Source organism: Streptomyces sp. NBC_01788, from assembly GCF_035917575.1.
In the GTDB taxonomy this organism is placed as follows: domain Bacteria; phylum Actinomycetota; class Actinomycetes; order Streptomycetales; family Streptomycetaceae; genus Streptomyces.
Map to the genome: position 1 here is coordinate 2,922,757 of NZ_CP109090.1, position 23,000 is coordinate 2,945,756.

Genomic DNA, 23,000 nt, shown 5'->3' on the forward strand with positions numbered 1-23,000 from the left:
GGGCCGGTCCACCAAGCCCGTACGTCGTCTGGAGTACCGAGGATGAACACCCGGATGAACACCCACGCCGTCCCGCGGACGCCCACGGCCGACCGGCCGGGCACCGCCGAGGCCGAACTGCTCATCGGGGGAATGACCTGCGCCTCCTGCGCCGCCCGCGTCGAGAAGAAGCTCAACCGCATGGACGGCGTCACCGCGACGGTCAACTACGCCACGGAGAAGGCCAGAATCTCCTACCCCGCCGGGGTATCGGTCGCCGATCTGATCGCCACCGTGGTCAGGACCGGTTACACGGCCGAGGAGCCCCCGCCGCCGGCCTCCGGGCCGGCGGCGGACGCGGAATCCCGGCCGGACGAGGAGCAGGAGGGGCGGGATCCCGAACTGGCCGCCCTGCGCGGGCGCCTGGTCGTCTCCGCGCTCCTCGCCGTCCCCGTGGTGCTGCTCTCGATGGTCCCGGCCCTTCAGTTCACGTACTGGCAGTGGCTCTCGCTGACCCTCGCCGCGCCGGTCGTCGTCTGGGGCGGGCTGCCGTTCCACCGGGCGGCCCTGACCAATGCCCGGCACGGCACGGCCACCATGGACACGCTCGTCTCGATCGGCACCCTGGCCGCGTTCGGCTGGTCGCTGTGGGCGCTGTTCCTGGGCGACGCGGGCATGCCCGGCATGCGCCACGAGTTCCGCCTCACCGTCTCCCGGATGGACGCGGCCTCCACGATCTACCTGGAGGTCGCCGCCGGGGTCGTCGCGTTCATCCTGCTCGGCCGCTATCTGGAGGCCCGCTCCAAGCGACGGGCGGGCGCCGCGCTGCGGGCGCTGCTGGAACTGGGCGCGAAGGACGTCTCCGTCCTGCGCGACGGGAGGGAGACACGGATCCCGGTGGCCGCGCTGGCCGTCGGCGACCGGTTCGTCGTACGGCCCGGCGAGAAGGTCGCCACCGACGGCACGGTCGTCGAGGGCGTCTCGGCGGTCGACGCCTCCATGCTCACCGGCGAGTCGGTGCCCGTGGACGTCGGCCCCGGCGACACGGTCACCGGCGCCGCGGTCAACGAGGGCGGCCGGCTGGTCGTCGAGGCCACCCGGGTCGGCGCGGACACCCAGCTCGCGCGGATGGCGCGGCTCGTCGAGGACGCGCAGGGCGGCAAGGCCGAGGTGCAGCGGCTCGCGGACCGCATATCGGCGGTCTTCGTGCCGGTCGTCCTGCTCATCGCCGTGGGCACCCTGCTCACCTGGCTGTTCGCCACCGGCGAGGTGACCGCCGCGTTCACCGCCGCCGTCGCGGTACTGATCATCGCCTGCCCGTGCGCCCTCGGCCTGGCCACGCCGACCGCGCTGATGGTCGGCACCGGCCGAGGTGCCCAGCTCGGCATCCTCATCAAGGGCCCCGAGGTGCTGGAGTCCACCCGCCGGGTGGACACCGTCGTCCTGGACAAGACCGGAACGGTCACCACGGGCCGGATGACCCTCCAGGAGGTGTACGCCGCCGAGGGCACCGACGAGAAGCGGCTGCTGCGCCTCGCGGGCGCGCTGGAGCACGCCTCCGAGCACCCGATCGCGCGGGCCGTCGCCGTCGGCGCCGAGGAACGGGTCGGACCGCTGCCCCCGGTCGAGCACTTCGAGAACGTCCCCGGTCGTGGAGTACGCGGGCGCGTGGAGGGCCACGACGTGGCCGTGGGACGGCTCGTGGAGCTCGACGACGAGTTGCCCGAGGAGGTGGCCCGCGCCCGGCGCGAGGCGGAGCGCGAGGGCCGTACGGCGGTCGTCGTCGGCTGGGACGGGCAGGCCCGCGGTGTCCTCGCCGTCGCGGACGCCGTCAAGGACACCAGCGCGCAGGCGGTGGCGCGGTTGCGCGCGCTGGGGCTGCGCCCGGTCCTGCTGACCGGCGACAACCGCGCCGTCGCCGAGGCCGTGGCACGGGCCGTCGGCATCGATCCGCAGGACGTGGTCGCCGAGGTGCTGCCCGAGGAGAAGGCCGAGGCCGTCCGGCGGCTGCGGGCCGAGGGGCGGACGGTGGCGATGGTCGGCGACGGGGTCAACGACGCCGCCGCGCTCGCCACCGCCGACCTGGGCCTGGCCATGGGCACCGGGACGGACGCCGCCATCGAGGCCGGCGACCTGACCCTGGTGCGTGGGGACCTGCGGGTGGCCGCGGACGCCATCCGGCTGTCCCGGCGGACGCTGGCCACCATCAAGGGCAACCTCGTGTGGGCCTTCGGCTACAACGTGGCCGCGCTGCCGCTGGCCGCCGCCGGACTGCTCAACCCGATGATCGCGGGAGCGGCGATGGCGTTCTCGTCGGTGTTCGTGGTGACGAACAGTCTCAGGCTGCGCACGTTCCGCTGAATGAAAAGCATTCGAGACCGAAGTAAGAGTCCCTCTAGAGTCCAACGCGCGCCTCACATAAGCTCTTCACAAGCCTCGCGCATCATCCTTACGCTTGGGTTCCGGTCGCCATACTTGGGCTCTTGCGTACCTAACGGACATATGCAAGAGACGCAGATCACAGTGATGTGAACGTAACCATCGAAGGGGTTCGAAGGTCTAAGTTGGCGATGTCGGGCCAGCGTCTTGGGGGGCGCTGACCGGCATCTGAGGATGTCTTGGGGGACTTCCTCAGAGGTGCGTTGCCGGGGCACGTACACCGGGAAGCTTTGAGCGGCCCTCCCGCGCGTGCGCGTCCCGGCAGACCGCACAGCACCAGGTACGACGAGTTCTGCTCGTTGTGCTCACAGCGATTCAGGCGCTGGTCCTTGAACGCCCGGCCGGATCCCGTGGGGGGAATCCGCACCGGGACATGGGAAGGCGCCCTGGCCGTCGGCCCGTGGGGGGACCGGCACGCCGGGGCGCCTTCCGCTTTTTCCGTGATCCGCGCCCTCCGCGCCTCGCTCGTACATCAGTACGCCTGAGAGGTTCGTCCGCACAACACGAGGCCCCGCACCCGCGCACTGCGCGTGGATACGGGGCCGGTGATGCTACGGGGCCGGTGGCGCCGCCGGGAGGCTCAGCGCTCCTCGACCGGGAGGAAGTCGCGCTCGACCACGCCCGTGTAGATCTGGCGCGGGCGGCCGATGCGGGAGCCCGGCTCCTTGATCATCTCGTGCCACTGGGCGATCCAGCCCGGCAGCCGGCCGAGGGCGAACAGGACCGTGAACATCTCGGTCGGGAAGCCCATGGCCCGGTAGATCAGACCGGTGTAGAAGTCGACGTTCGGGTAGAGCTTGCGCTCGACGAAGTAGTCGTCGGACAGCGCGTGCTCCTCAAGCTTCAGGGCGATGTCGAGGAGCTCGTCCTCCTTGCCCAGCGCGGAGAGCACATCGTGCGCGGCGGCCTTGATGATCTTGGCGCGCGGGTCGAAGTTCTTGTAGACCCGGTGGCCGAAGCCCATCAGGCGGACGCCGTCCTCCTTGTTCTTCACCTTGCGGATGAAGGTGTCGACGTCGTTGCCCGAGTCGCGGATGCCTTCGAGCATCTCCAGGACGGACTGGTTGGCGCCGCCGTGCAGCGGGCCCCACAGGGCGCTGATGCCGGCCGAGATCGAGGCGAACATGTTGGCCTGCGAGGAGCCGACCAGGCGGACCGTGGAGGTCGAGCAGTTCTGCTCGTGGTCGGCGTGCAGGATCAGCAGCTTGTCGAGCGCGGAGACCACGACCGGGTCCAGGTCGAACTCCTGCGCGGGCACCGAGAAGGTCATGCGCAGGAAGTTCTCGACGTAACCGAGGTCGTTGCGCGGGTAGACGAACGGGTGGCCGATCGACTTCTTGTACGCGTACGCCGCGATCGTCGGGAGCTTGGCGAGCAGCCGGATGGTGGAGAGGTTGCGCTGCTTCTCGTCGAACGGGTTGTGGCTGTCCTGGTAGAAGGTCGACAGCGCCGAGACGACCGACGAGAGCATCGCCATCGGGTGGGCGTCGCGCGGGAAGCCCGTGTAGAAGTTCTTGACGTCCTCGTGCAGCAGAGTGTGCTGCGTGATCTCGTTCTTGAACGAGGAGAGCTCGTCGACGGTCGGCAGCTCACCGTTGATCAGGAGGTAGGCCACCTCCAGGAAGGTGGAGCGCTCGGCCAGCTGCTCGATCGGGTAGCCGCGGTACCGAAGGATGCCCTGCTCACCGTCGAGATAGGTGACGGCGGATTTGTACGCGGCCGTGTTGCCGTATCCGCTGTCCAAGGTCACGAGACCGGTCTGGGCGCGCAGCTTCCCGATGTCGAAGCCCTTGTCGCCGACGGTGCTGTCGACCACCGGGTAGGTGTACTCGCCGCCGTCGTACCGCAGAACTACAGAGTTGTCGCTCACGTCTTCCCTCACCGACGTAGTGCCTCATCTTCGAGGTGCCCTGACTGTCTCTACCATCCCCCATTTGGCTCAGGAGAGTGCACTCGGGGTCGACCATTGGGCCCATTGGCGGCACTCAGTGCCGCCAACCTGTCCATCCTGCCCCTTCACTCCTGCCACGGGAAGTGCTGTGTGACCTTTACGACTCATTTGATCGATCATTTTTTGTGACGGGGCGTCAGGTACTGGCTCCCGGTCCCCCGGGCGGTGATTTTCAGCCGCCGGCGAGACGGAAGTCCAGCGCCGTGCAGCGCCGCCCCGCCGACACCGTGCGCACCGCCTGGCCGATCGCCCTGCGCGACCCGACGAGCACGACCAGCTTCTTGGCCCGGGTCACCGCCGTGTAGAGCAGGTTGCGCTGGAGCATCATCCAGGCGCCGGTGGTAACCGGGATCACCACGGCCGGATACTCGCTGCCCTGCGAGCGGTGGATGGTCACCGCGTACGCGTGCGCGAGTTCGTCCAGTTCGTCGAACTCGTACGGCACCTCCTCGTCCTCGTCCGTCAGCACCGTCAGACGCTGGTCGACCGGGTCGAGCGAGGTGACGACGCCCACGGTGCCGTTGAAGACACCGTTCTTCCCCTTCTCGTAATTGTTGCGAATCTGGGTGACCTTGTCCCCGACGCGGAAGACCCGGCCGCCGAACCGCTTCTCCGGCAGATCGGGGCGGCCCGGGGTGACCGCCTGCTGGAGCAGTCCGTTCAGCGTGCCGGCGCCCGCCGGGCCGCGGTGCATGGGGGCGAGCACCTGCACGTCCCGGCGCGGGTCGAGCCCGAACCTGGCCGGAATCCGGCGTGCCGCCACGTCCACGGTGAGCCGGCCGGCCTCCTCGGTGTCGTCCTCGACGAAGAGGAAGAAGTCCTTCATGCCGTCGGTCAGCGGATGCTGCCCGGCGTTGATCCGGTGCGCGTTGGTCACCACCCCCGACTGCTGGGCCTGGCGGAAGACGCGCGTGAGGCGGACGGCGGGCACCGGGCCGCCGTCCGCCAGCAGGTCGCGCAGCACCTCGCCGGCGCCCACGCTGGGGAGCTGGTCCACGTCCCCGACGAACAGCAGGTGCGCGCCCGGGGGCACGGCCTTGACCAGCTTGTTGGCCAGCAGCAGGTCCAGCATGGACGCCTCGTCCACGACCACCAGGTCGGCGTCCAGCGGGCGGTCCCGGTCGTAGGCCGCGTCCCCGCCGGGCTTGAGCTCCAGCAGGCGGTGCACGGTGGAGGCCTCGGCGCCGGTGAGCTCCGACAGGCGCTTGGCGGCGCGGCCGGTGGGCGCGGCGAGCACCACCTTGGCCTTCTTGGCCCGCGCCAGCTCCACGATCGAGCGCACCGTGAAGGACTTGCCGCAGCCGGGGCCGCCGGTCAGCACGGCCACCTTCTCGGTCAACGCCAGCCTGACCGCCGCCTCCTGCTCGGGGGCGAGGTCGGCCCCCGTACGGCCCTTCAGCCAGGTCAGCGCCTTGTCCCAGGCCACGTCCCGGAAGGCGGGCATCCGGTCGGCGTCGGCGCGCAGCAGGCGCAGCACCTGGGCGGACAGGGACAGCTCGGCGCGGTGGAAGGGCACGAGGTAGATCGCCGTCACCGCCTCACCGCCGTCAGGGCCCGGCACCTTCTCCCGTACGACACCGGGGTCGGCGTCGTCCTCGGGGGGCTCGGCGAGTTGTGCGAGGCACTCGATGACGAGCCCGGTGTCCACCTGGAGGAGCTTGACCGCGTCCGCGATCAGCCGCTCCTCGGGCAGGAAGCAGTGACCTTGGTCGGTGGACTGCGACAGTGCGTACTGCAGGCCGGCCTTGACCCGCTCCGGGCTGTCGTGCGGGATGCCGACGGACTGCGCGATCCTGTCGGCGGTCAGGAAGCCGATGCCCCAGACGTCGGCGGCCAGCCGGTACGGCTGGTTCTTCACCACTGAGATCGACGCGTCGCCGTACTTCTTGTAGATGCGCACCGCGATCGAGGTGGAGACCTCGACGGTCTGGAGGAAGAGCATGACCTCCTTGATCGCCTTCTGCTCCTCCCAGGCGTCGGCGATCTTCCTGGTCCGCTTGGGGCCGAGCCCTGGCACCTCGATCAGGCGCTTCGGCTCCTCCTCGATGATCTGCAGGGTGTCCACGCCGAAGTGCTGGGTGATGCGGTCGGCGAAGACCGGTCCGATGCCCTTGACCAGGCCGGATCCCAGATAGCGGCGGATGCCCTGGACGGTGGCCGGGAGCACGGTGGTGTAGTTGTCCACCTGGAACTGCTTGCCGTACTGCGGGTGGGAGCCCCAGCGGCCCTCCATGCGCAGCGACTCGCCGACCTGGGCGCCGAGCAGTGCGCCGACGACGGTCAGGAGGTCGGCGGCGCCCCGGCCCGTGTCGACGCGGGCCACCGTGTAGCCGTTCTCCTCGTTGGCGTACGTGATCCGCTCGAGCACGCCCTCCAGCACGGCCGGACGCCGCTCCCCGGCACCGGACTGCCCGCCCCGACTCGCCTCCGTGGTCATGACCCGACGGTACCGCCGGGCTGTGACAGCACCGCCGGGTGAGCCGGGACGGCCCGGCTGCGCGCCGGTGCTCCCGCCGGGGTCCGCCGCCCAGTCCGTCAGCCGGACCGTCGGTCGGGCCGCCGGTGGAGCCCGCCGCTCACCCGGCCTTGCCCTCGGCCAGGGTGTGGGCCACCAGGGCGTTGGCGTGGCCGTGGCCCAGGCCGTGCTCGGCCTTGAGCCAGTTGACGAGTTCCATGTGCTTGGTCAGCGGCGAGGAGCGGATGAGGTCCTTCCACTCGGCGATCGGCCGGCCGTACTTCTTCTCTATGGAGGGGAAGTAGCCGGCGGGGCCCTTGGCGGCGGCGGACATGGCGGGTGCCTTTCTGCGGCGGACGTTTGTCGTATGTGATGACTGGCGCCGCAGTGCGAACTCATCGCTCGCACGGGGGCGGATTCGGCGCCGCGCACGCCCCGGACGGCAACGATCCGGCTACGGGCCTTGCCTCGGCGGATGTAATCGTTTCCAATAATTGGTGTAATCGATTCCACGAGGAGGTGGAACGGCGATGGTGAGCATCAAGGACGTCGCCGCCGCGGCTGGCGTGTCCGTCGCCACGGTCTCGCGCGTCCTGAACGAGAACCCGTCGGTCAGCGCCGACGCACGCGCACGCGTGCTGGCCGCCGTCGAGGCACTGGGCTACCGCCCGAACGCCGTCGCCCGGTCCCTGCGCACCCACCGGACCCGCACCCTGGGCCTGGTCATCAGCGATGTGCTGAACCCGTACTTCACCGCGCTGGCCCGCTCCGTCGAGGAGGAAGCCCGCGCCCTCGGCTACAGCGTGATCATCGGCAACGCCGACGAGCGGCCCGACCTCCAGGACCACCACATACGGACGCTGCTCGACCGCCGTATCGACGGCCTCCTGGTCTCCCCCACCGACGGCGGCTCCCCGCTGATGCTGGACGCCGCGCGCGCGGGCACGCCGATGGTGTTCGTGGACCGGTGGATCGAGGGCGTGGACGTGCCCGTGGTCCGCTCGGACGGGCGGGCGGCCGTCCGGGATCTCGTCGCGCACCTGTACGGGCTCGGCCACCGGCGGCTCGCGATCATCGCGGGCCCCGCGGCCACCACCACCGGCCGCGAGCGCGTCGAGGCGTTCCGCGAGGCGCTGGCCGCCCACGGCCTCCCGCTCCCGGACGCGTACATCGGCCAGGGCGACTTCAAGGCCGGCAGCGGCCGGCGGGTCACCGAGGGCTTCCTCGGGCTGCCCGAGCCTCCCGAGGCCGTGTTCGCCGCCGACAACCTGATGGCGCTGGGCGCACTGGACGCCATCCGCGCGCGCGAGATGCGGGTGCCGGACGACATCGCGCTGGCCGCGTTCGACGACGTCCCGTGGTTCCCGCACACCGACCCGCCGATCACCGCGATCGCGCAGCCCACCGGCGAGCTGGGGCGGGCCGCCGTTCGCGCCCTGGTCGACCGCATGGCGGGACGGCCCGCGCGGTCCGTGACCCTGCCCGCCCGGCTGGTCGTACGCCGCTCCTGCGGCGAGCCGGAGGGCGACGCGGTGACGGGCGACCCGGCGACGGCGACCTGACCACCACCCGCGCCCCTCATGGCCGGTTTCCGTCGGTCGACCCGGCGGGCCCCCTCGTGAATCCCCCCGTAAGGAGAGAGCACACATGTACGACTACGACCTCCTGGTCGTGGGGTCGGCCAACGCCGACCTGGTGATCGGTGTCGAGCGGCGGCCCGCCGCCGGGGAGACGGTGCTCGGTTCCGATCTGAGCGTCCATCCCGGCGGCAAGGGCGCCAACCAGGCCGCGGCCGCCGCCCGGCTCGGGGCCCGGACGGCCCTGCTGGCCCGGGTCGGCGACGACGCCCACGGCCGGCTGCTGCTCGACGCCCAGCGCGAGGCCGGGGTCGACCCGGCGGGCGTGCTGGTCGGCGGGGCGCCCACCGGGGTCGCGCTGATCACGGTGGACCCGTCCGGGGACAACAGCATCGTGGTCTCGCCGGGCGCCAACGGCCGGCTCACCCCCGAGGACGTCCGCGCGGCCGGCGCCCTCCTGCGCGCCTCCCGGGTGGTCTCGGCGCAACTGGAGATCCCGCTGGAGACGGTCGTGGAGGCGGTGCGGAACCTGGCGCCGGGAAGCCGCTTCGTGCTGAACCCGTCGCCGCCGCGCCCGCTGCCGCGGGAACTCCTGAAGGCCTGCGACCCGCTGATCGTGAACGAGCACGAGGCCAAGGTGATCCTGGGCGGCCCGGAGGCGCGCGACACCCCCGAGAGCTGGGCTCGGGGCCTGCTCGCCCTGGGCCCGCGCTCGGTGGTGATCACCCTGGGCGGCGAGGGCGCGCTGGTGGCGTCCGCCGAGGGGTCCGCCCGGGTCCCGTCGGTGAAGGTGGACGCCGTGGACACCACGGGCGCGGGCGACGCGTTCACCGCGGCGCTGGCCTGGCGGCTGGGCGCGGGAGCGTCCCTTGAGGAGGCCGCGGCCTACGCCGCCCGGGTCGGCGCGGTCGCCGTCACCCGGCGGGGCGCGCAGGAGTCCTACCCGACGGCGGCGGAGGTCGACGCCCTGTGAAACGGGCGGGCGCCGCGTGAAAGAGGCCGACGCCCTGTGAGACGGGCGGGCATCCTCAGTGGTCAGAGCTCTCGGGCCTTGCGGCCCGCCGAGCCTCTGCCACCGCCTCGCGTATCGCGCGGGCCGACCGGGGCCGCTGGAGGGCCAGATGTCCGGTCACTGAACCCAGCCAGGCCGGGTCACCGAACAGCTGCACCTCGCCTGCCTGGGCGGTCTGCCTCAGCAGTTCTTCGAACAGTACGAGTTCGGTGCCACCGTAGAAGCGGGGGTGCCGGTCGAAGCGGGCCAGCCAGTCCTCGTAGGGGTGTCGCAGGGTCATGTGCAGGTAACCGCCGCCCTGCCCCCTCCAGGGACCCGGCAGGCCACCGAGCATGCCCATCGGGGAGTAGATTCCTCCCTTAGCCGGGTACTTGGCGCCCAGGGTGAAGGTGATCCCCGGCATGACCCTGGGCCACGGGATCAGCAGTCCCTCCGAGTCCGGCTCGTGCTGGTACAGCCCGTCCGCGCGGAGTTCGACCCAGTAGCCCTTCCGCCCACTGGAGTCCCCCACCGCCCAGCGGCCGTCGGTCAGTTCCAACGGCCCCAGGGACGTTCTCCTGTCGTTCTCCGTCATGCGGTCATTGGATCACGTGCGCCACGAACCGCTCCGCCGTCTCCGCCAGCACCTCCCGTCCGTCCCGGGCCCACAACTCCTCGTTGAACAGCTCGACTTCGATGGCGCCGGTGTAGCCGGCCGCCTCGACGTACCGCTTCCACTCCCGCATGTCGATCGAGCCGTCGCCGATCTGTCCCCGGCCGTTGAGTACGCCCTCGGGCAACGGCGTGGTCCAGTCGGCGAGCTGGAAGGTGTGGATGCGGCCGCCCGCGCCCGCCCGGGCGATCTGCTCGGGGGCGTTGTCGTCCCACCAGATGTGGTACGTGTCGACGGTGACGCCGACCTGGTGGGCCGGGAAGCGCTCGGCGAGGTCCAGCGCCTGGGCGAGGGTGGAGACCACGCAGCGGTCGGCGGCGTACATGGGGTGCAGCGGCTCGATGGCCAGGCGGACCCCGCGCTCGGCCGCGTACGGGCCGAGGACGCCGAGGGCGTCCGCGATGCGCTCCCGGGCCCCGCGCAGGTCCTTGCTGCCGGCGGGCAGTCCGCCGGAGACCAGCACCAGCGTGTCCGTGCCGAGCGTCGCGGCCTCGTCGATCGCCGCGCGGTTGTCGTCCAGCGCCTCGGCGCGCCCGGCCGGGTCGATCGCCGTGAGGAAGCCGCCCCGGCACAGGGTGGTGACGGTGAGGCCCGCGTCCCGGACGAGCCTGGCGGCCGCCTCCACGCCGTACGCCTGGACGGGTTCGCGCCACAGACCCACGCCCGGCACACCCAACTCCAGGCAGATGTCGACCAGTTCCGGCAGTGACAGTTGCTTGACCGTCATCTGGTTGATGGAGAAGCGTTCCAGGTCCGTGCTCATTGGTTCACCCCGTACAGCGACAGCAGGTTCCTCATCCGCTCCTCGGCGAGCCTCGGGTCCGGGAACAGGCCGAGTCCGTCGGCGAGTTCGTAGGCGCGGGCGAGGTGCGGCAGGGAGCGGGCCGACTGGAGGCCGCCGACCATCGTGAAGTGCGTCTGGTGCCCGGCGAGCCAGGCCAGGAACACCACGCCCGTCTTGTAGAAGCGGGTGGGGGCCTGGAAGAGGTGGCGGGACAGTTCGACCGTGGGATCGAGCAGGCCGCGGAAGGCCTTGACGTCCCCGGTGTCCAGGACCCGTACCGCCTCGGCCGCCAGCGGTCCGAGCGGGTCGAAGATGCCGAGCAGCGCGTGGCTGAAGCCCTGCTCGTCGCCGGCGATCAGCTCGGGGTAGTTGAAGTCGTCGCCGGTGTAGCAGCGCACGCCCCGCGGCAGGCGGCGGCGCAGGTCGATCTCCCGCTGGGCGTCCAGCAGCGAGATCTTCACCCCGTCGACCTTGTCGGGGTGGGCGGCGATGACCTCCAGGAAGGTGTCGGTGGCCGCGTCCAGGTCGGCCGAGCCCCAGTAGCCGTCGAGGGCCGGGTCGAACATGGGGCCGAGCCAGTGCAGGATCACCGGGCCGGCGGCCTGGCGCAGCAGGTGCCCGTAGACCTCCAGGTAGTCCTCCGGGCCCTTCGCCGTGGCCGCCAGGGCGCGCGAGGCCATCAGGATCGCCTGGGCGCCCGCCTCCTCCACGACGGCGAGCTGCTCCTCGTACGCGGCCCGGATCTCCGCGAGTGAACCGCCGGTGAGCTGGTCGGTGCCGACGCCGCAGGCGATCCGCCCGCCGACGGCGCGGGCCTCGGCAGCGGAGCGGCGGATCAGTTCGGCCGCGCCCGCCCAGTCCAGGCCCATGCCGCGCTGGGCGGTGTCCATGGCCTCGGCGACGCCCAGCCCGTGGGCCCACAGGTGGCGGCGGAAGGCGAGGGTGGCGTCCCAGTCGACGGCGGCGGGCGAGTCGGGCGACACGTCGGCGAACGGGTCGGCGACGACGTGCGCCGCCGAGAAGACCGTACGGGAGGTGAAGGGCGTGCCGGGGGCGGGGGCGAACGGCTCGGTGCGCGGCTCGTAGGCCCGCAGCGCCCCGCCCGCGCCGGGCAGTCGGATGGTCACGGCTGGATCTCCGGTACGTCGAGGCGGCGGCCCTCGGTCGAGGACTTCAGGCCCAGTTCGGCGAGCTGGACGCCGCGGGCGCCGGCGAACAGGTCCCAGTGGTAGGGGGCGTCGGCGTACACGTGCTTGAGGAACAGCTCCCACTGGGCCTTGAAGCCGTTGTCGAAGTCCTGGTTGTCGGGCACCTCCTGCCACTGGTCGCGGAAGACCTCGGTGGCGGGGATGTCGGGGTTCCAGACCGGCTTGGGCGTGGCGGAGCGGTGCTGGACGCGGCAGTCGCGCAGACCGGCGACGGCCGATCCCTCGGTGCCGTCCACCTGGAACTCGACCAGCTCGTCGCGGTTGACGCGGACGGCCCAGGAGGAGTTGATCTGGGCGATCACGCCGCCCTCCAGCTCGAAGACTCCGTAGGCGGCGTCGTCGGCGGTCGCGGTGTAGGGCTTGCCGTTCTCGTCCCAGCGCTGGGGGATGTGGGTGGCGGTGAGGGCCTGCACGGAGGTCACGCGGCCGAACAGCTCGTGCAGCACGTACTCCCAGTGCGGGAACATGTCGACGACGATGCCGCCGCCGTCCTCGGCGCGGTAGTTCCAGGACGGGCGCTGGGCGTCCTGCCAGTCGCCCTCGAAGACCCAGTAGCCGAACTCGCCGCGCACGGACAGGATCCGGCCGAAGAAGCCGCCGTCGATCAGCCGCTTCAGCTTGAGCAGGCCGGGCAGGAAGAGCTTGTCCTGGACGACGCCGTGCTTGACGCCGGCCTCGCGGGCGAGCCGGGCGAGCTCCAGGGCGCCCTCCAGGCCGGTGGCGGTGGGCTTCTCGGTGTAGACGTGCTTGCCGGCGGCGACCGCCTTCCTGATCGCCTCCTCGCGGGCCGAGGTGACCTGCGCGTCGAAGTAGATGTCGACGGACGGGTCGGCGAGGACCGCGTCCAGGTCGGTCGAGATGTGCTCCAGGCCGTGCTTCTCGGCGAGCGCCCGCAGCGCGTGCTCGCGGCGGCCGACCAGGACCGGTTCCGGCCACAGCACTGTGCCGTCGCCGAGGTCGAGTCCGCCCTGCTCGCGCAGGGCGAGGATCGAACGGACCAGATGCTGGCGGTACCCCATGCGCCCGGTCACGCCGTTCATGGCGATCCGCACCGTCTTGCGTGTCACGTCAGTCCCTTCGTACGCGGTCCACGCGCCGCGTACGCCCCCGGTAGTGGCACTGGTGAGCGATGCAGCAAGCGCTTTCTATACACAGAGAAGCTAGCCTCTGGACGGCGGTCCGGACAAGAGCGTGTCCAGGACGTGGTGGTTCGAGGCGGCCGACGGGCGGGCCGGGTGGCCGTAAGGTCTGCTCGACACCCCGGGCCGGGCGCGTCTTCGCGGCGGAGCGCGGGTGGCACGTATCGGGTGGCACGTACGACGACGAGATGCGCGACCGGAGGACGACGAGATGACGGTGACCCTGGCGGACGTGGCGGCCCGCGCACAGGTCTCTCCCGCGACGGTGTCGCGCGTGCTGAACGGCAACTACCCGGTCGCCGCCTCCACCCGGGAACGCGTGCTGAAGGCGGTCGCCGAGCTGGACTACGTGCTCAACGGCCCCGCGAGCTCGCTCGCCGCCGCGACCTCCGACCTGGTCGGCATCCTGGTGAACGACATCGCCGACCCCTTCTTCGGGATCATGGCGAGCGCCATCCAGTCGGAGATCGGCGGTCCCGGGGGGCGGGCCGGCGGGGAGCGGCTGGCGGTGGTCTGCAACACGGGCGGCTCACCGGACCGCGAGCTGACCTACCTGACCCTGCTGCAACGGCAGCGGGCGGCGGCGGTGGTGCTGACCGGCGGGGCCGTGGAGGACGCGCCGCACGCGGCGGCGGTCTCGGCGAAGCTGCGCAAGCTGGCCGACGCCGGGACGCGCGTGGTGCTGTGCGGGCGGCCGCCGGCGCCGGACACCCATGCGATCGCGCTGGCCTTCGACAACCAGGGCGGCGCGCGGCGGCTGACGGAGCATCTGATCGCCCTGGGCCACCGGCGGCTCGGCTACATCGCGGGTCCCGAGGAGCGGACGACCACCCGCCACCGGCTGGAGGGCCACCGGGAGGCGCTGGCCGCGGCGGGCATCGAGGACGATCCCCGCCGGACGGTGTACGGCCGGTACGACCGCCGGTCCGGCCACGAGGGCACCCTGGAGCTGCTGCGCCGCGACCCGTCCCTGACGGCGGTCGTCGCGGCGAACGACTCCGTCGCGCTGGGCGCCTGCGCCGCGCTGCGCGAGTCCGGTCTGCGCATCCCCGAGGACGTCTCGGTGGCGGGCTTCGACGACCTCCCCTTCAGCGTCGACACGGTCCCCGCCCTCACGACGGTCCGGCTGCCCCTCGCGGAGGCGGGCGCCCGCGCGGGCCGCATCGCGATGGGCCGCGAGGAGCCGCCGGCGGGCGAGGTCGCGCACGTCCCGGGGGAGCTGATGGTGCGCGGGTCCACGGATGCGCCACGCGAGGCCGCGGAAGCCTGAACCTCGCGAGTCGACCGGGGCGCCACGCGAGGCCACGGGAGCGTCCCGCGGGGCCCGAACCACCCCAGTCGACCGAGACGCGACGCAAATCCACAGGGGCATCCCTCGGGGCCCGAACCACGCCAGTCGACGGGGGCGCCGCGTGAGTTCGTGGGGACCCCGAGGCATGACGCGCACGCGGGGCAGGACACCCCGCGGGCTGAAGTCCGCGGGGCTTGAGAACCCCGCAGGGCTTGAGCCCGGTGGGCCGTGAGACATCCCGCGGGGCTTGGGGAGCGCACGGGGCCGTGGGGACGTGCGGCACTGCGCGGGGCGTGAGGCGCCGCGCGCGGTGCACCAGCCTCTGCGGGCGTCAGGCGCCGCGCCCGGGTGCGACATCGCGCGGGGCCGAGGACCACAGGGCTTGAGCCCGGTGGGCCGTGAGGCATCCCGCGGGGCTTGGGGACCGCTCGGGGACGAAGCGCATCGGGCGAGTCCACGGGGACGGCACGCGGGGCGTGAGGCGCCGCGTGACTCCGCGGCAACCCCCGCGGCGTCAGGCGCACACGCGGGGTGGGACACCGCGGAGGTCCGCGCGGGTGCCGCGGACTCGGGGCGTCGGGCGGGCAGGTCCGGCGGCCGGGGCCATGGACGGGCGGGCGCCGGCGGGTCTAGCCTCGGGCTCAGCGGTTTCTCTGACTGAGTCAAGCATCCGCGTCCGTCTTCCCACCCCCCTCACCGACGGGGCCCGACATGACCGTCCAGGACATCCGCGCCTTCAACCGCTTCTACACCAACGCCATCGGCGCCCTCGACTACGGCCGCCACCTCTACGCCCCCTACACGCTCACCGAGTCCCGGGTGCTCTACGAACTCGCGCACGCGCCCCGGACCGACGCGGCCGACCTGCGGGCCGAACTCTCGCTGGACGCCGGGTACCTGAGCCGGATCCTCAACAAGTTCGAGCAGGAGGGGCTGGTCGAGCGCGGCCCGTCCGAACGGGATCCCCGGCGCCGGAGCGTCACTCTCACCCCGCACGGCAGGGAGGCCGCCGGCCTGCTGGATGAGCGGGCGCGGGAGTCCGTCGGCCGGCTGCTGCTCTCCGTACCGCCGGAGGACCGGTCACGGCTGGCGGACGCGATGCGCACCGTCCGGGAGATCCTGTCCGAGGGGCGGGCACCCCGTCCCGAGCACGTCGTGCTGCGCGGGCCCGGACCGGGCGACCTGGGCTGGATCGTGCAGCGCAACGGCGCGGTGTACGCGGCCGAGTTCGGCTGGAACGCCGACTACGAGCGCCTGGTGGCGAGGATCGTCGCCGACTTCGCCGAGGACCACGACCCGGACCTGGAGCGGGTGTGGATCGCCGAACTCGACGGGCGCCCGGTGGGGTGCGTGATGTGCGTACGGGACGACGCCCCGGCCACCGCCCGGCTGCGGCTGCTGCTCGTCGGGCCCGAGGCGCGCGGACTGGGCATCGGGGACCGGCTGGTGCGGGCGGTCGTCGACTTCGCGCGCGGGGCCGGCTACCGGGACCTGGTGCTGTGGACCAACGACGTGCTCGGCAGCGCCCGCCGCATCTACCAGCGGCACGGCTTCGTCCTGGTCTCCGAGCAGCCGCACCACTCCTTCGGCAAGGACCTGATGGGCCAGGACTGGCGGCTGGACCTGCGCGAACCGGGCGCGTGACGAGCAGGGCCCGTGCCGTACCTGAAGCCCGCCCTCCGGGGGCCGGTGAACGGGGCCGTCGGCCTCAGCGCGGGCGCCCGGCCGGCTCCGCCGCGGCGAGGACGTCGGTGTGGGCGGCGGCGGGCTCCGGAGCCGGGTCAGGCGACGGCTCGCGGCGGCGGCCCGGCGTCACGGACGTCAACGCCACCCCGCCCACCAGCAACGCCGCCGCGCACCAGCGCAGGGGGCTCACCGATTCGCCGAGGAACAGTGCCGCCGCGGACATGCCGAAGACCGGGACCAGCAGCGAGAACGGCGCCACCGTGGACGCCGGGTGGCGGCGCAGCAGCAGACCCCAGGCGCCGAAGCCGAAGACCGTGGTGATCCAGGCGACGTAGAGGACCGTGCCCGCGCCCTGCCAGTCCAGGGCGCGCAGCGCGGCCAGGTCCCGGGAGGGCCCCTCAAGCAGCAGCGACAGGCCGAGCAGCGGCAGGACCGGGACCGTGCTCACCCAGACCATGAAGTTCAGCGCGTCCGGGGGCGCCGCCTTGCGGGTCAGCACGTTGGAGACGCCCCAGCAGGCCGCCGCGGCGACGACGAGCGCGAAGGCGCCGACGGGGCCCGCGGCGCCCTCGTCCACGGCCGCGACGCCGATGCCGGCGAGCGCCACGCCCATGTCCAGCACCCGTATGCCCGAGGGCCGTTCACCGAGCGCCAGGAAGGCGAACAGGGCCGTGAACACCGCCTGGATCTGGAGCACCAGGGAGGAGAGCCCGGCGGGCATCCCGGCGTCCATCCCGACGAACAGCAGCCCGAACTTGGCGACACCGAGCACCAGTCCGACCGCCACGATCCACTTCCACGCCACCTTGGGCCGGCCCACGAGGAAGACGGCGGGGACCGCGGCCGCGAGGAAGCGCAGGGCTGAGAAGAGCAGGGGCGGGAAGTGGCCGAGGCCGACCTCGATGACGGTGAAGTTCACGCCCCAGACGGCGGCGACGAGAACGGCGAGCAGGACATGGGCAGGTCGCATGTACCGAGGATCACGCCGGCGGACCGTGAAGCACCAGCGATGATTGCTGCACCATTGCATGAAGCTCCGCTAATCGTTCGCCCCCTCCGGAGGCACCGTGCTCGATCTTCAGCGTCTGCGCGCCCTGCACGCCGTCTCCGTGCACGGCACCGTCGGTGCGGCCGCCGCCGCGCTCGGGTACACCTCGTCGGCGGTGTCCCAGCAGATCGCCAAGCTGGAGCGGGAGACCAGGACCGTCCTGCTAGAACGCGAGGGGCGCGGCGTGCGGCTCACCGACGAGGCACATCAACTGGTAGCCACCGCCGGGGAGTTGCTGGCGATCGTGGAGCGCGCCGAGACCGAGCTCGAGAAGCGGCGCGGGGTGCCCGCCGGGCGGCTGCTGGTGGCGGCGTTCGCCTCGGCGGCGCGCGGGCTCATGCCCGGCGTCCTCGCGGACCTGGCCCGGCGGCACCCGGCCCTTGACGCCCGGCTCAGCGAGGTCGACCCGCACCTGTCGGTGGACCTGGTGGCCAAGGGTGCCGTCGACCTGGCCGTCGCGCACGACTGGGACATCGCTCCGCTGCCCGCCCCGGCCGGTGTGCAACAGGCCGTCATCGGGGACGACTTGTGCGACCTGCTGGTGCCGGTCGGGCACCCGTTCGCGGGGCGGACGGGGGTGCGGCGCGAGGAGCTGGGCGGCGAGCGGTGGATCTGCCAGCCGCCGGGCCGGGTGTGCAGCGACTGGCTGCTGCGCACCCTGCGCGCCGCCGGACACGAGCCGGACGTGGTCCACCAGGCCGACGAGAACCCGACCCTGGTCGCCCTGGTCGCCGCAGGCCTGGGCGTCGCGCTGATCCCGCGGCTGGGCCGGGGCCCGCTGCCCGAGGGGGTGGTGGAGGTGCCGCTGGATCCCATGCCCGTACGGCGGTTGTACGCGCTGTGGCGCACGGGCGCCGCCCGCAGGCCGGCCATCGCGGAGACGGTGCGCACCCTGCGGGAGCACTGGCCGGAGGCGTCCGCGCACACGCCCCGCTGAACTCCCGCGGTCACACCCGCGCCAACGTGCGGGAATCCGCGCCCGGGCCGGGAACCCGGCGGCGCTCCGGCCCGTCCGACCGGCCCAGGGTCTTTCGTTTGGATCAGGCCGGATCAGGGAGCGGGGTCTGGTGCTGGGGCACCTCCCACGCCGTTCAGGCAGTGGGGGAGCGTCGCAAGGCGGAGGAGGGCGGCAGGGCGGAGCCCCGCCAACCGACGACAACGCGGCTGAGGGTGCCCCCTGCTCGAAGAGCTTGGGGGAGCGGTGCCAGGGCCCGCGAGCCCGGCATGATCCAAACGAGAGGCCCTAGCTGCCGCAGGAGTCCGCGCGGTGCGGTGTCGGCCTCGCCGACGGACGCGATCGCCGGCCACCCTCTCCTCCGCACCGCGGCCGGCAGCCCGCCGCCGTCGGCGCGCCCCCCTCCGGCAGCGCCGGCGGCGCCCTCACCGGTTCCTGTGCACTCCCTTGACTGGCAGAAACTTCCTGGATATTGGTGACTCCTCGGAAGTTTCCTTCAGCGCCAGGGGGTGTCAGACACCCCCTGGTCCAGCGGATCTCCTCCCGGAAGGGGCGCACGTGCACGACACCAGCACGGGAACCACCGCACTTCCCTCCAGACGCACCGTCCTCGCCGCCACCGCCGGCATCACCGCCGCCCTGGCGGTCACGGGCACCGGCACCGCCCACGCCGCCTCCTACAACGACAAGAAGCTGCGTGCCCTCATCTCCCGGATGACGCTCGAGGAGAAGGTCGGCCAGCTCTTCGTGATGCGGGTCTACGGCCACTCGGCGACCGACCCGACGCAGGCCGACATCGACGCCAACCTCAAGGAGATCGGCGTCCGCACGGCCGCCGAGCTGATCGCCAGGTACCGCGTCGGCGGCATCATCTACTTCGCCTGGGCCAACAACACCCAGAACCCGCACCAGATCGCCGACCTGTCCAACGGGATCCAGAAGGCGTCCCTCGGGCAGCCGCGCGGCCTGCCCCTGCTCGTCGCCACCGACCAGGAGCACGGCATCGTCTGCCGCGTGGGCAAGCCCGCGACCCTCTTCCCGGGCGCCATGGCGGTCGGCGCGGGCGGCTCGTCCGCCGACGCCCACACCCTGGGCCGCGTCTCCGGTGCGGAGCTGCGCGCGCTCGGCATCAACCAGGACTACTCCCCCGACGCCGACGTGAACGTCAACCCGGCCAACCCGGTCATCGGCGTACGGTCCTTCGGCGCCGACCCGGACGCGGTGGCGAGGCTGGTGGCCGCCGAGGTGAAGGGCTACCAGAGCTCCAAGGTGGCGGCGACCGCCAAGCACTTCCCCGGGCACGGGGACACCGCCACCGACAGCCACTACGGCTTCCCGGTCATCACGCACAGCCGCGAGCTGTGGGAGAAGCTGGACGCGGTCCCGTTCCGCGCCGCGATCAAGGCCGGCATCGACTCGATCATGACCGCGCACATCCAGTTCCCGGCGCTGGACGACTCCGGAGACCCGGCCACCCTCTCCCACCCGATCCTCACCGGCATCCTGCGCGGCGAACTCGGCTACGACGGGGTCGTGGTGACCGACTCGCTCGGCATGGACGGCGTGCGCACCAAGTACGGCGACGACCGGGTGCCGGTGCTCGCGCTGAAGGCGGGCGTGGACCAGCTGCTCAACCCGCCCTCATTGGACGTGGCCTGGAACGCGGTGCTGAACGCGGTCCGCGCCGGCGAACTGACCGAGGCCCGGCTCGACGAGTCGATCCTGCGCGTTCTGCGGCTGAAGGCGAAGCTGGGACTGCTGGAGGACCCCTACGTCAGCCAGGCGAACGTCGACCGCGTCGTGGGCATCGGCACCCACCTGGCGGCGGCCGACAGGATCGCCGAGCGGACCACGACCCTGCTGGCCAACGAGGGCCGCCTGCTGCCGCTGTCCCGCCGCGGCCACAAGAAGCTGCTCGTCGTCGGCGCCGACCCCGCCTCCCCGTCGGGCACCACCGGGCCGCCCACCGGAGTGCTCGCCGCCGCCCTCACCGAACTCGGCTTCCAGGCCAAGGCGTTGTCGACCGGCACCGCCCCGTCGGCCGCGACCGCCGACCAGGCGGTGGCCGCGGCGCAGGACGCGGACGCGGTGGTGGTCGCGACGTACAACGTCACGGCGGGCAGCTCCCAGAAGACGCTGGTGGAGCGGCTCGTCGCCAGCGGCCGCCCGGTGATCGCGGTCGCGATCCGCAACCCCTACGACATCGCTCAGCTGCCCACCGTCCCGGCCCACTTGGCGGCCTACTCCTGGACGGACGTGGAACTGCGCGCCGCCGCACGGGTGATCGCGGGCGGGGCGAGGCCGCGCGGGAGGCTCCCGGTGCCGGTGCAGCGGGCGGACGACCCGGCGCGGGTCCTGTACCCCATCGGGTACGGCCTGACGTACTGACGTACTGGCCGGGCTCGCGCGTCGGGCGTACGTCGCTTACGTCGCGCCCCCGGCGCGCCACCGCAAACTGGCCCGAAGCGCCCCGCACGCCTGGCGTGGCCCCGCTGTGACGGGCCACGCTGGGCCAGGGGGGTGGACCGGGGGATGGCGAGTCGCGGGACATGGCGGGTGGGGGTGGCGTGCGTCCTGGCCGCGCTGCTCGTGGCCGTGCTGGCGGGCTGCGGACAGCCGTCCGGGTCCGCGGACGCACAGGAGCGGAGCGGTGCCCCGGCGCCCACGCTGCCCTCCGGACACGGCGCGGTGTTCCTCGATGTGGGCGAGTGCAGTTCCTTCGGCGCGACGAGCTTCACCGAGGTGCCGTGCTCCGGCGAGCGGGCGGCGGCCCGGGTGACCGCCCGCCACGACGGCCGGACCGCCGACGGCCCGCCCTGCCCGCCGGACACCGACTTCGTGCTGCACATCGGCGCCCAGCCGGCCGTCCAGGGCCGGGAGGGCGGCGCGATCCCGCAGGGCTACGCCTGTATGCGCAACCTTCAGCCGCCGCACCCCGGCGATCCCGGTGGCGGGGGCGGCCCGCGCACCGTCGTCGGCGACTGCCTCTACGGCTCCGGCCGCGGCCAGGTCCGGGAGACCGCGTGCGACGGCTCGGGCGGGAAGAAAGCGGAGTACCGGGTGATAGGGGCGGTGCGCAGCCGCGAGGAGTGTCCCGCGTCGACCGCCCTGTACGTCCGGCTGGGCGGTGACGAACCGGTGGGCTGCGCCCGGAGACTGTGACTCCGGGCGCAGCCCACCGGGATCAGCGCGTCTCGATCAGCGCCTCTCGATCAGCGTGTGCGGATCAGCGCGTCACGGCCTGAGCGCGGGCTCGCGCTCCACGTCCCGCACGTCCAGCTTCGCGTCGAAGCCGGCCAGCGGCCTCGCCACCGACGGGTTCGACTGGACCGCCGGGCCGGCGACTCCGGCCCACTCGAGGATCCTCGCCGTGGAGAGCGCCTTCTCGTCCGGCACGAGACCGGCGACGTTCGCCCCGTGGTTCATGCCGGGCGCCGTGAAGACGTACGAGTCCTGTGCCTTCTTGTCGAGGCGGAACCGCTCCGAGCCCCACGGGTCGTTCTCCCCGTACACGAAGAGCATGTGGTTCGCGTGCCGGCGAACCCAGGTGTCCACGTCACGCATCGCCGACGGCTGGAACTTCATCGGGATGGACCGCGGCACGAAGTTGCGCGGCGGCTGGTAGCCGTAGCGGATCAGCTTCTTCTCGATGTGCGGGAACTGGATGGTCGGCGCGCCGAGCTGCGTGCCCGCCTGGTAGTAGTACGGCGTGTAGGTCTCCAGGCCCTGATCGGTGTAGGCGTCGAACCCGGAGATGGTGTTGACGGTGTCCCAGATCTGCTGGTCGGTGGCGTTCTTGGCGTCACCCGGGATGGTGCCGCAGTCCTTCAGCAGGCTGTACTGCCAAAAGCCCCACACGTAGTCGAGGACGACGGCCTCGTACGCCTTGTCCAGGTTGCCGATGGTGGTGAAGGTGTAGCCGTTGTCGGCGGCGAACTGGGCGTACTTGCTCTCCAGCGACTCCCGGCGCACCAGCGCCTCCCGCTGCACCCCGTTCAGCCGGTCGCGGCACTCCTTGGTGCCGACGGTGGCGAAGAAGCGGTCGTAGGCGGAGTCCTCCTTGTCGACCACGTCGTTGGGGGCCACGTAGGCGACCACGCCGTCCATGTCACCGGGGTAGAAGCGCTTGTAGTAGGTGGCCGTCATGCCGCCCTTGGAGCCGCCGGTGGCGATCCAGTTGTGGGAGTAGACCGGCTTCAGCGCCTGGTAGATGCGGTGCTGGTCGCTGGCGGCCTGCCAGATGTCGAGCTTGGACCAGTCGGCCGGGGCGGGCCGGGACGGGGTGAAGAACCGGTACTCCATGGAGACCTGGTTGCCGTCCACGATCTGGGTGGGCTCACGGCGGCTGGGCGTCGTGGAGACGTTGTAGCCGCCGGTGTAGAAGACCGTCGGACGGTCTTCTCCCTTGTGCAGCACGGTGATCCGCTGCTCGAAGGTGCCCTTCGACGGATGGCGGTGGTCTACCGGCTGGGTGTAGTTGAGGACGAAGAAGCGGTAGCCGCTGTAGGGCTTCTCCTGGATCAGGCTCATCCCCGGGATGGCCAGGAGCCGGTTCAGGATGTCGGTTTCCGAGCTGGCCGCGGTGCCGTTCGTGGCCTCCGGCGATGGGGGGACCCCCTGCTCGAGCGGAGCCGAGAGCTTGGGGGCTGCTGTGGCCGCCCCCGCCGTGCTCAGCGTGCCGATGGACACAGTGAGCGCGAGCAGCCATCTGAGCGCCTTGCGCATGCACCCTCCCTATGAGACAGATGTTCGCCGGAAGCTATCGGAGCAACTCGGGTGCACACCAGGGGAGCAGGGAAAACACCTGAACGTGTTTCAGCGGTT

At 72.2% G+C, this 23,000-nt stretch carries 17 protein-coding genes; 8 read left to right on the forward strand and 9 right to left on the reverse strand.

Translation table 11 applies throughout. From position 1 onward, the window contains the following. Positions 1-42 precede the first annotated feature (42 nt). Complete coding sequence (locus OIE49_RS13405; RefSeq protein ID WP_442812233.1) at positions 43-2,340, forward strand: heavy metal translocating P-type ATPase; 2,298 nt, start codon at positions 43-45, stop codon at positions 2,338-2,340. A gap of 658 nt (positions 2,341-2,998) precedes the next feature. Here OIE49_RS13405 and OIE49_RS13410 read toward each other — a convergent pair. The 3 genes from OIE49_RS13410 to OIE49_RS13420 form a co-directional block, all read right to left on the reverse strand. Beyond that, a complete protein-coding gene (locus OIE49_RS13410; RefSeq protein WP_326802515.1) occupies positions 2,999-4,288 on the reverse strand; it encodes a citrate synthase in 1,290 nt (429 codons plus the stop codon). A 253-nt stretch (positions 4,289-4,541) separates the two neighbouring features. Further along, a complete protein-coding gene (recD2, locus tag OIE49_RS13415; protein ID WP_326802516.1) occupies positions 4,542-6,806 on the reverse strand; it encodes an SF1B family DNA helicase RecD2 in 2,265 nt (754 codons plus the stop codon). A 139-nt stretch (positions 6,807-6,945) separates the two neighbouring features. Next, entirely contained in the window at positions 6,946-7,158 is a 213-nt protein-coding gene (locus OIE49_RS13420; RefSeq protein WP_326802517.1) for a DUF4287 domain-containing protein, read from the reverse strand. A 196-nt stretch (positions 7,159-7,354) separates the two neighbouring features. Here OIE49_RS13420 and OIE49_RS13425 point away from each other — a divergent pair, with 196 nt between their 5' ends. Both OIE49_RS13425 and OIE49_RS13430 read left to right on the forward strand, forming a co-directional pair. Further along, positions 7,355-8,386 carry a LacI family DNA-binding transcriptional regulator gene (locus OIE49_RS13425; protein WP_326802518.1) on the forward strand — a complete coding sequence of 344 codons (1,032 nt, stop codon included), beginning with the start codon at positions 7,355-7,357 and terminating at the stop codon, positions 8,384-8,386. 85 nt (positions 8,387-8,471) lie between these two features. Then, positions 8,472-9,374 carry a ribokinase gene (locus tag OIE49_RS13430; RefSeq protein ID WP_326802519.1) on the forward strand — a complete coding sequence of 301 codons (903 nt, stop codon included), beginning with the start codon at positions 8,472-8,474 and terminating at the stop codon, positions 9,372-9,374. Positions 9,375-9,429: 55 nt separating this feature from the next. Here the strand turns inward: OIE49_RS13430 and OIE49_RS13435 are convergent, their stop codons facing one another. The 4 genes from OIE49_RS13435 to OIE49_RS13450 are packed head-to-tail and all read right to left on the reverse strand — an operon-like array spanning position 9,430 to position 13,124. Next, positions 9,430-9,987 (reverse strand): hypothetical protein, encoded by a 558-nt coding sequence (locus tag OIE49_RS13435; protein ID WP_326802520.1) that lies wholly within the window; start codon positions 9,985-9,987, stop codon positions 9,430-9,432. A gap of 4 nt (positions 9,988-9,991) precedes the next feature. Continuing rightward, entirely contained in the window at positions 9,992-10,828 is an 837-nt protein-coding gene (locus OIE49_RS13440) for a sugar phosphate isomerase/epimerase family protein (protein WP_326802521.1), read from the reverse strand. Beyond that, a complete protein-coding gene (locus OIE49_RS13445; RefSeq protein WP_326802522.1) occupies positions 10,825-11,976 on the reverse strand; it encodes a dihydrodipicolinate synthase family protein in 1,152 nt (383 codons plus the stop codon). The genes OIE49_RS13440 and OIE49_RS13445 overlap by 4 nt, the downstream gene beginning before the upstream one ends. Next, a complete protein-coding gene (locus tag OIE49_RS13450; RefSeq protein WP_326802523.1) occupies positions 11,973-13,124 on the reverse strand; it encodes a Gfo/Idh/MocA family protein in 1,152 nt (383 codons plus the stop codon). Before OIE49_RS13450 ends, OIE49_RS13445 begins: the two co-directional genes overlap by 4 nt. A 283-nt stretch (positions 13,125-13,407) precedes the next feature. Between OIE49_RS13450 and OIE49_RS13455 the strand changes: the two genes are divergently transcribed. Together OIE49_RS13455 and OIE49_RS13460 are read left to right on the forward strand one after the other, a co-directional pair. Beyond that, on the forward strand, positions 13,408-14,466 hold the full coding sequence (locus tag OIE49_RS13455) for a LacI family DNA-binding transcriptional regulator (RefSeq protein ID WP_326802524.1): 1,059 nt from the start codon (positions 13,408-13,410) through the stop codon (positions 14,464-14,466). A gap of 732 nt (positions 14,467-15,198) precedes the next feature. Continuing rightward, the gene (locus OIE49_RS13460; protein ID WP_326802525.1) at positions 15,199-16,131 is read left to right on the forward strand and encodes a bifunctional helix-turn-helix transcriptional regulator/GNAT family N-acetyltransferase; all 933 of its coding nucleotides are present in this window, start codon (positions 15,199-15,201) and stop codon (positions 16,129-16,131) included. A 64-nt stretch (positions 16,132-16,195) separates the two neighbouring features. Here OIE49_RS13460 and OIE49_RS13465 read toward each other — a convergent pair whose 3' ends face one another. Then, positions 16,196-17,143 carry an EamA family transporter gene (locus OIE49_RS13465; protein WP_326802526.1) on the reverse strand — a complete coding sequence of 316 codons (948 nt, stop codon included), beginning with the start codon at positions 17,141-17,143 and terminating at the stop codon, positions 16,196-16,198. Positions 17,144-17,240: 97 nt separating this feature from the next. Between OIE49_RS13465 and OIE49_RS13470 the strand changes: the two genes are divergently transcribed. The 3 genes from OIE49_RS13470 (at position 17,241) to OIE49_RS13480 (ending at position 21,338) form a co-directional block, all read left to right on the forward strand. After that, a complete protein-coding gene (locus tag OIE49_RS13470; protein WP_326802527.1) occupies positions 17,241-18,158 on the forward strand; it encodes a LysR family transcriptional regulator in 918 nt (305 codons plus the stop codon). Between the two features lie 576 nt (positions 18,159-18,734). Continuing rightward, on the forward strand, positions 18,735-20,564 hold the full coding sequence (locus OIE49_RS13475) for a glycoside hydrolase family 3 protein (RefSeq protein WP_326802528.1): 1,830 nt from the start codon (positions 18,735-18,737) through the stop codon (positions 20,562-20,564). 144 nt (positions 20,565-20,708) lie between these two features. After that, a complete protein-coding gene (locus OIE49_RS13480) occupies positions 20,709-21,338 on the forward strand; it encodes a hypothetical protein (protein WP_326802529.1) in 630 nt (209 codons plus the stop codon). Positions 21,339-21,410: 72 nt separating this feature from the next. Here OIE49_RS13480 and OIE49_RS13485 read toward each other — a convergent pair whose 3' ends face one another. Beyond that, positions 21,411-22,901 (reverse strand): S28 family serine protease, encoded by a 1,491-nt coding sequence (locus tag OIE49_RS13485; RefSeq protein WP_326802530.1) that lies wholly within the window; start codon positions 22,899-22,901, stop codon positions 21,411-21,413. Between the last annotated feature and the right edge of the window lie 99 nt (positions 22,902-23,000).

Excerpts from the sequence above, each read along its gene's own strand:
- OIE49_RS13465 (WP_326802526.1), bottom strand. The coding sequence starts at position 17,143 with ATGCGACCTGCCCATGTCCTGCTCGCCGTTCTCGTCGCCGCCGTCTGG.
- OIE49_RS13455 (WP_326802524.1), top strand. The coding sequence starts at position 13,408 with ATGACGGTGACCCTGGCGGACGTGGCGGCCCGCGCACAGGTCTCTCCC.
- OIE49_RS13425 (WP_326802518.1), top strand. The coding sequence starts at position 7,355 with ATGGTGAGCATCAAGGACGTCGCCGCCGCGGCTGGCGTGTCCGTCGCC.
- OIE49_RS13480 (WP_326802529.1), top strand. The coding sequence starts at position 20,709 with ATGGCGAGTCGCGGGACATGGCGGGTGGGGGTGGCGTGCGTCCTGGCC.
- OIE49_RS13435 (WP_326802520.1), bottom strand. The coding sequence starts at position 9,987 with ATGACGGAGAACGACAGGAGAACGTCCCTGGGGCCGTTGGAACTGACC.
- OIE49_RS13440 (WP_326802521.1), bottom strand. The coding sequence starts at position 10,828 with ATGAGCACGGACCTGGAACGCTTCTCCATCAACCAGATGACGGTCAAG.
- OIE49_RS13430 (WP_326802519.1), top strand. The coding sequence starts at position 8,472 with ATGTACGACTACGACCTCCTGGTCGTGGGGTCGGCCAACGCCGACCTG.
- recD2 (WP_326802516.1), bottom strand. The coding sequence starts at position 6,806 with ATGACCACGGAGGCGAGTCGGGGCGGGCAGTCCGGTGCCGGGGAGCGG.
- OIE49_RS13485 (WP_326802530.1), bottom strand. The coding sequence starts at position 22,901 with ATGCGCAAGGCGCTCAGATGGCTGCTCGCGCTCACTGTGTCCATCGGC.
- OIE49_RS13460 (WP_326802525.1), top strand. The coding sequence starts at position 15,199 with ATGACCGTCCAGGACATCCGCGCCTTCAACCGCTTCTACACCAACGCC.
- OIE49_RS13420 (WP_326802517.1), bottom strand. The coding sequence starts at position 7,158 with ATGTCCGCCGCCGCCAAGGGCCCCGCCGGCTACTTCCCCTCCATAGAG.
- OIE49_RS13405 (WP_442812233.1), top strand. The coding sequence starts at position 43 with ATGAACACCCGGATGAACACCCACGCCGTCCCGCGGACGCCCACGGCC.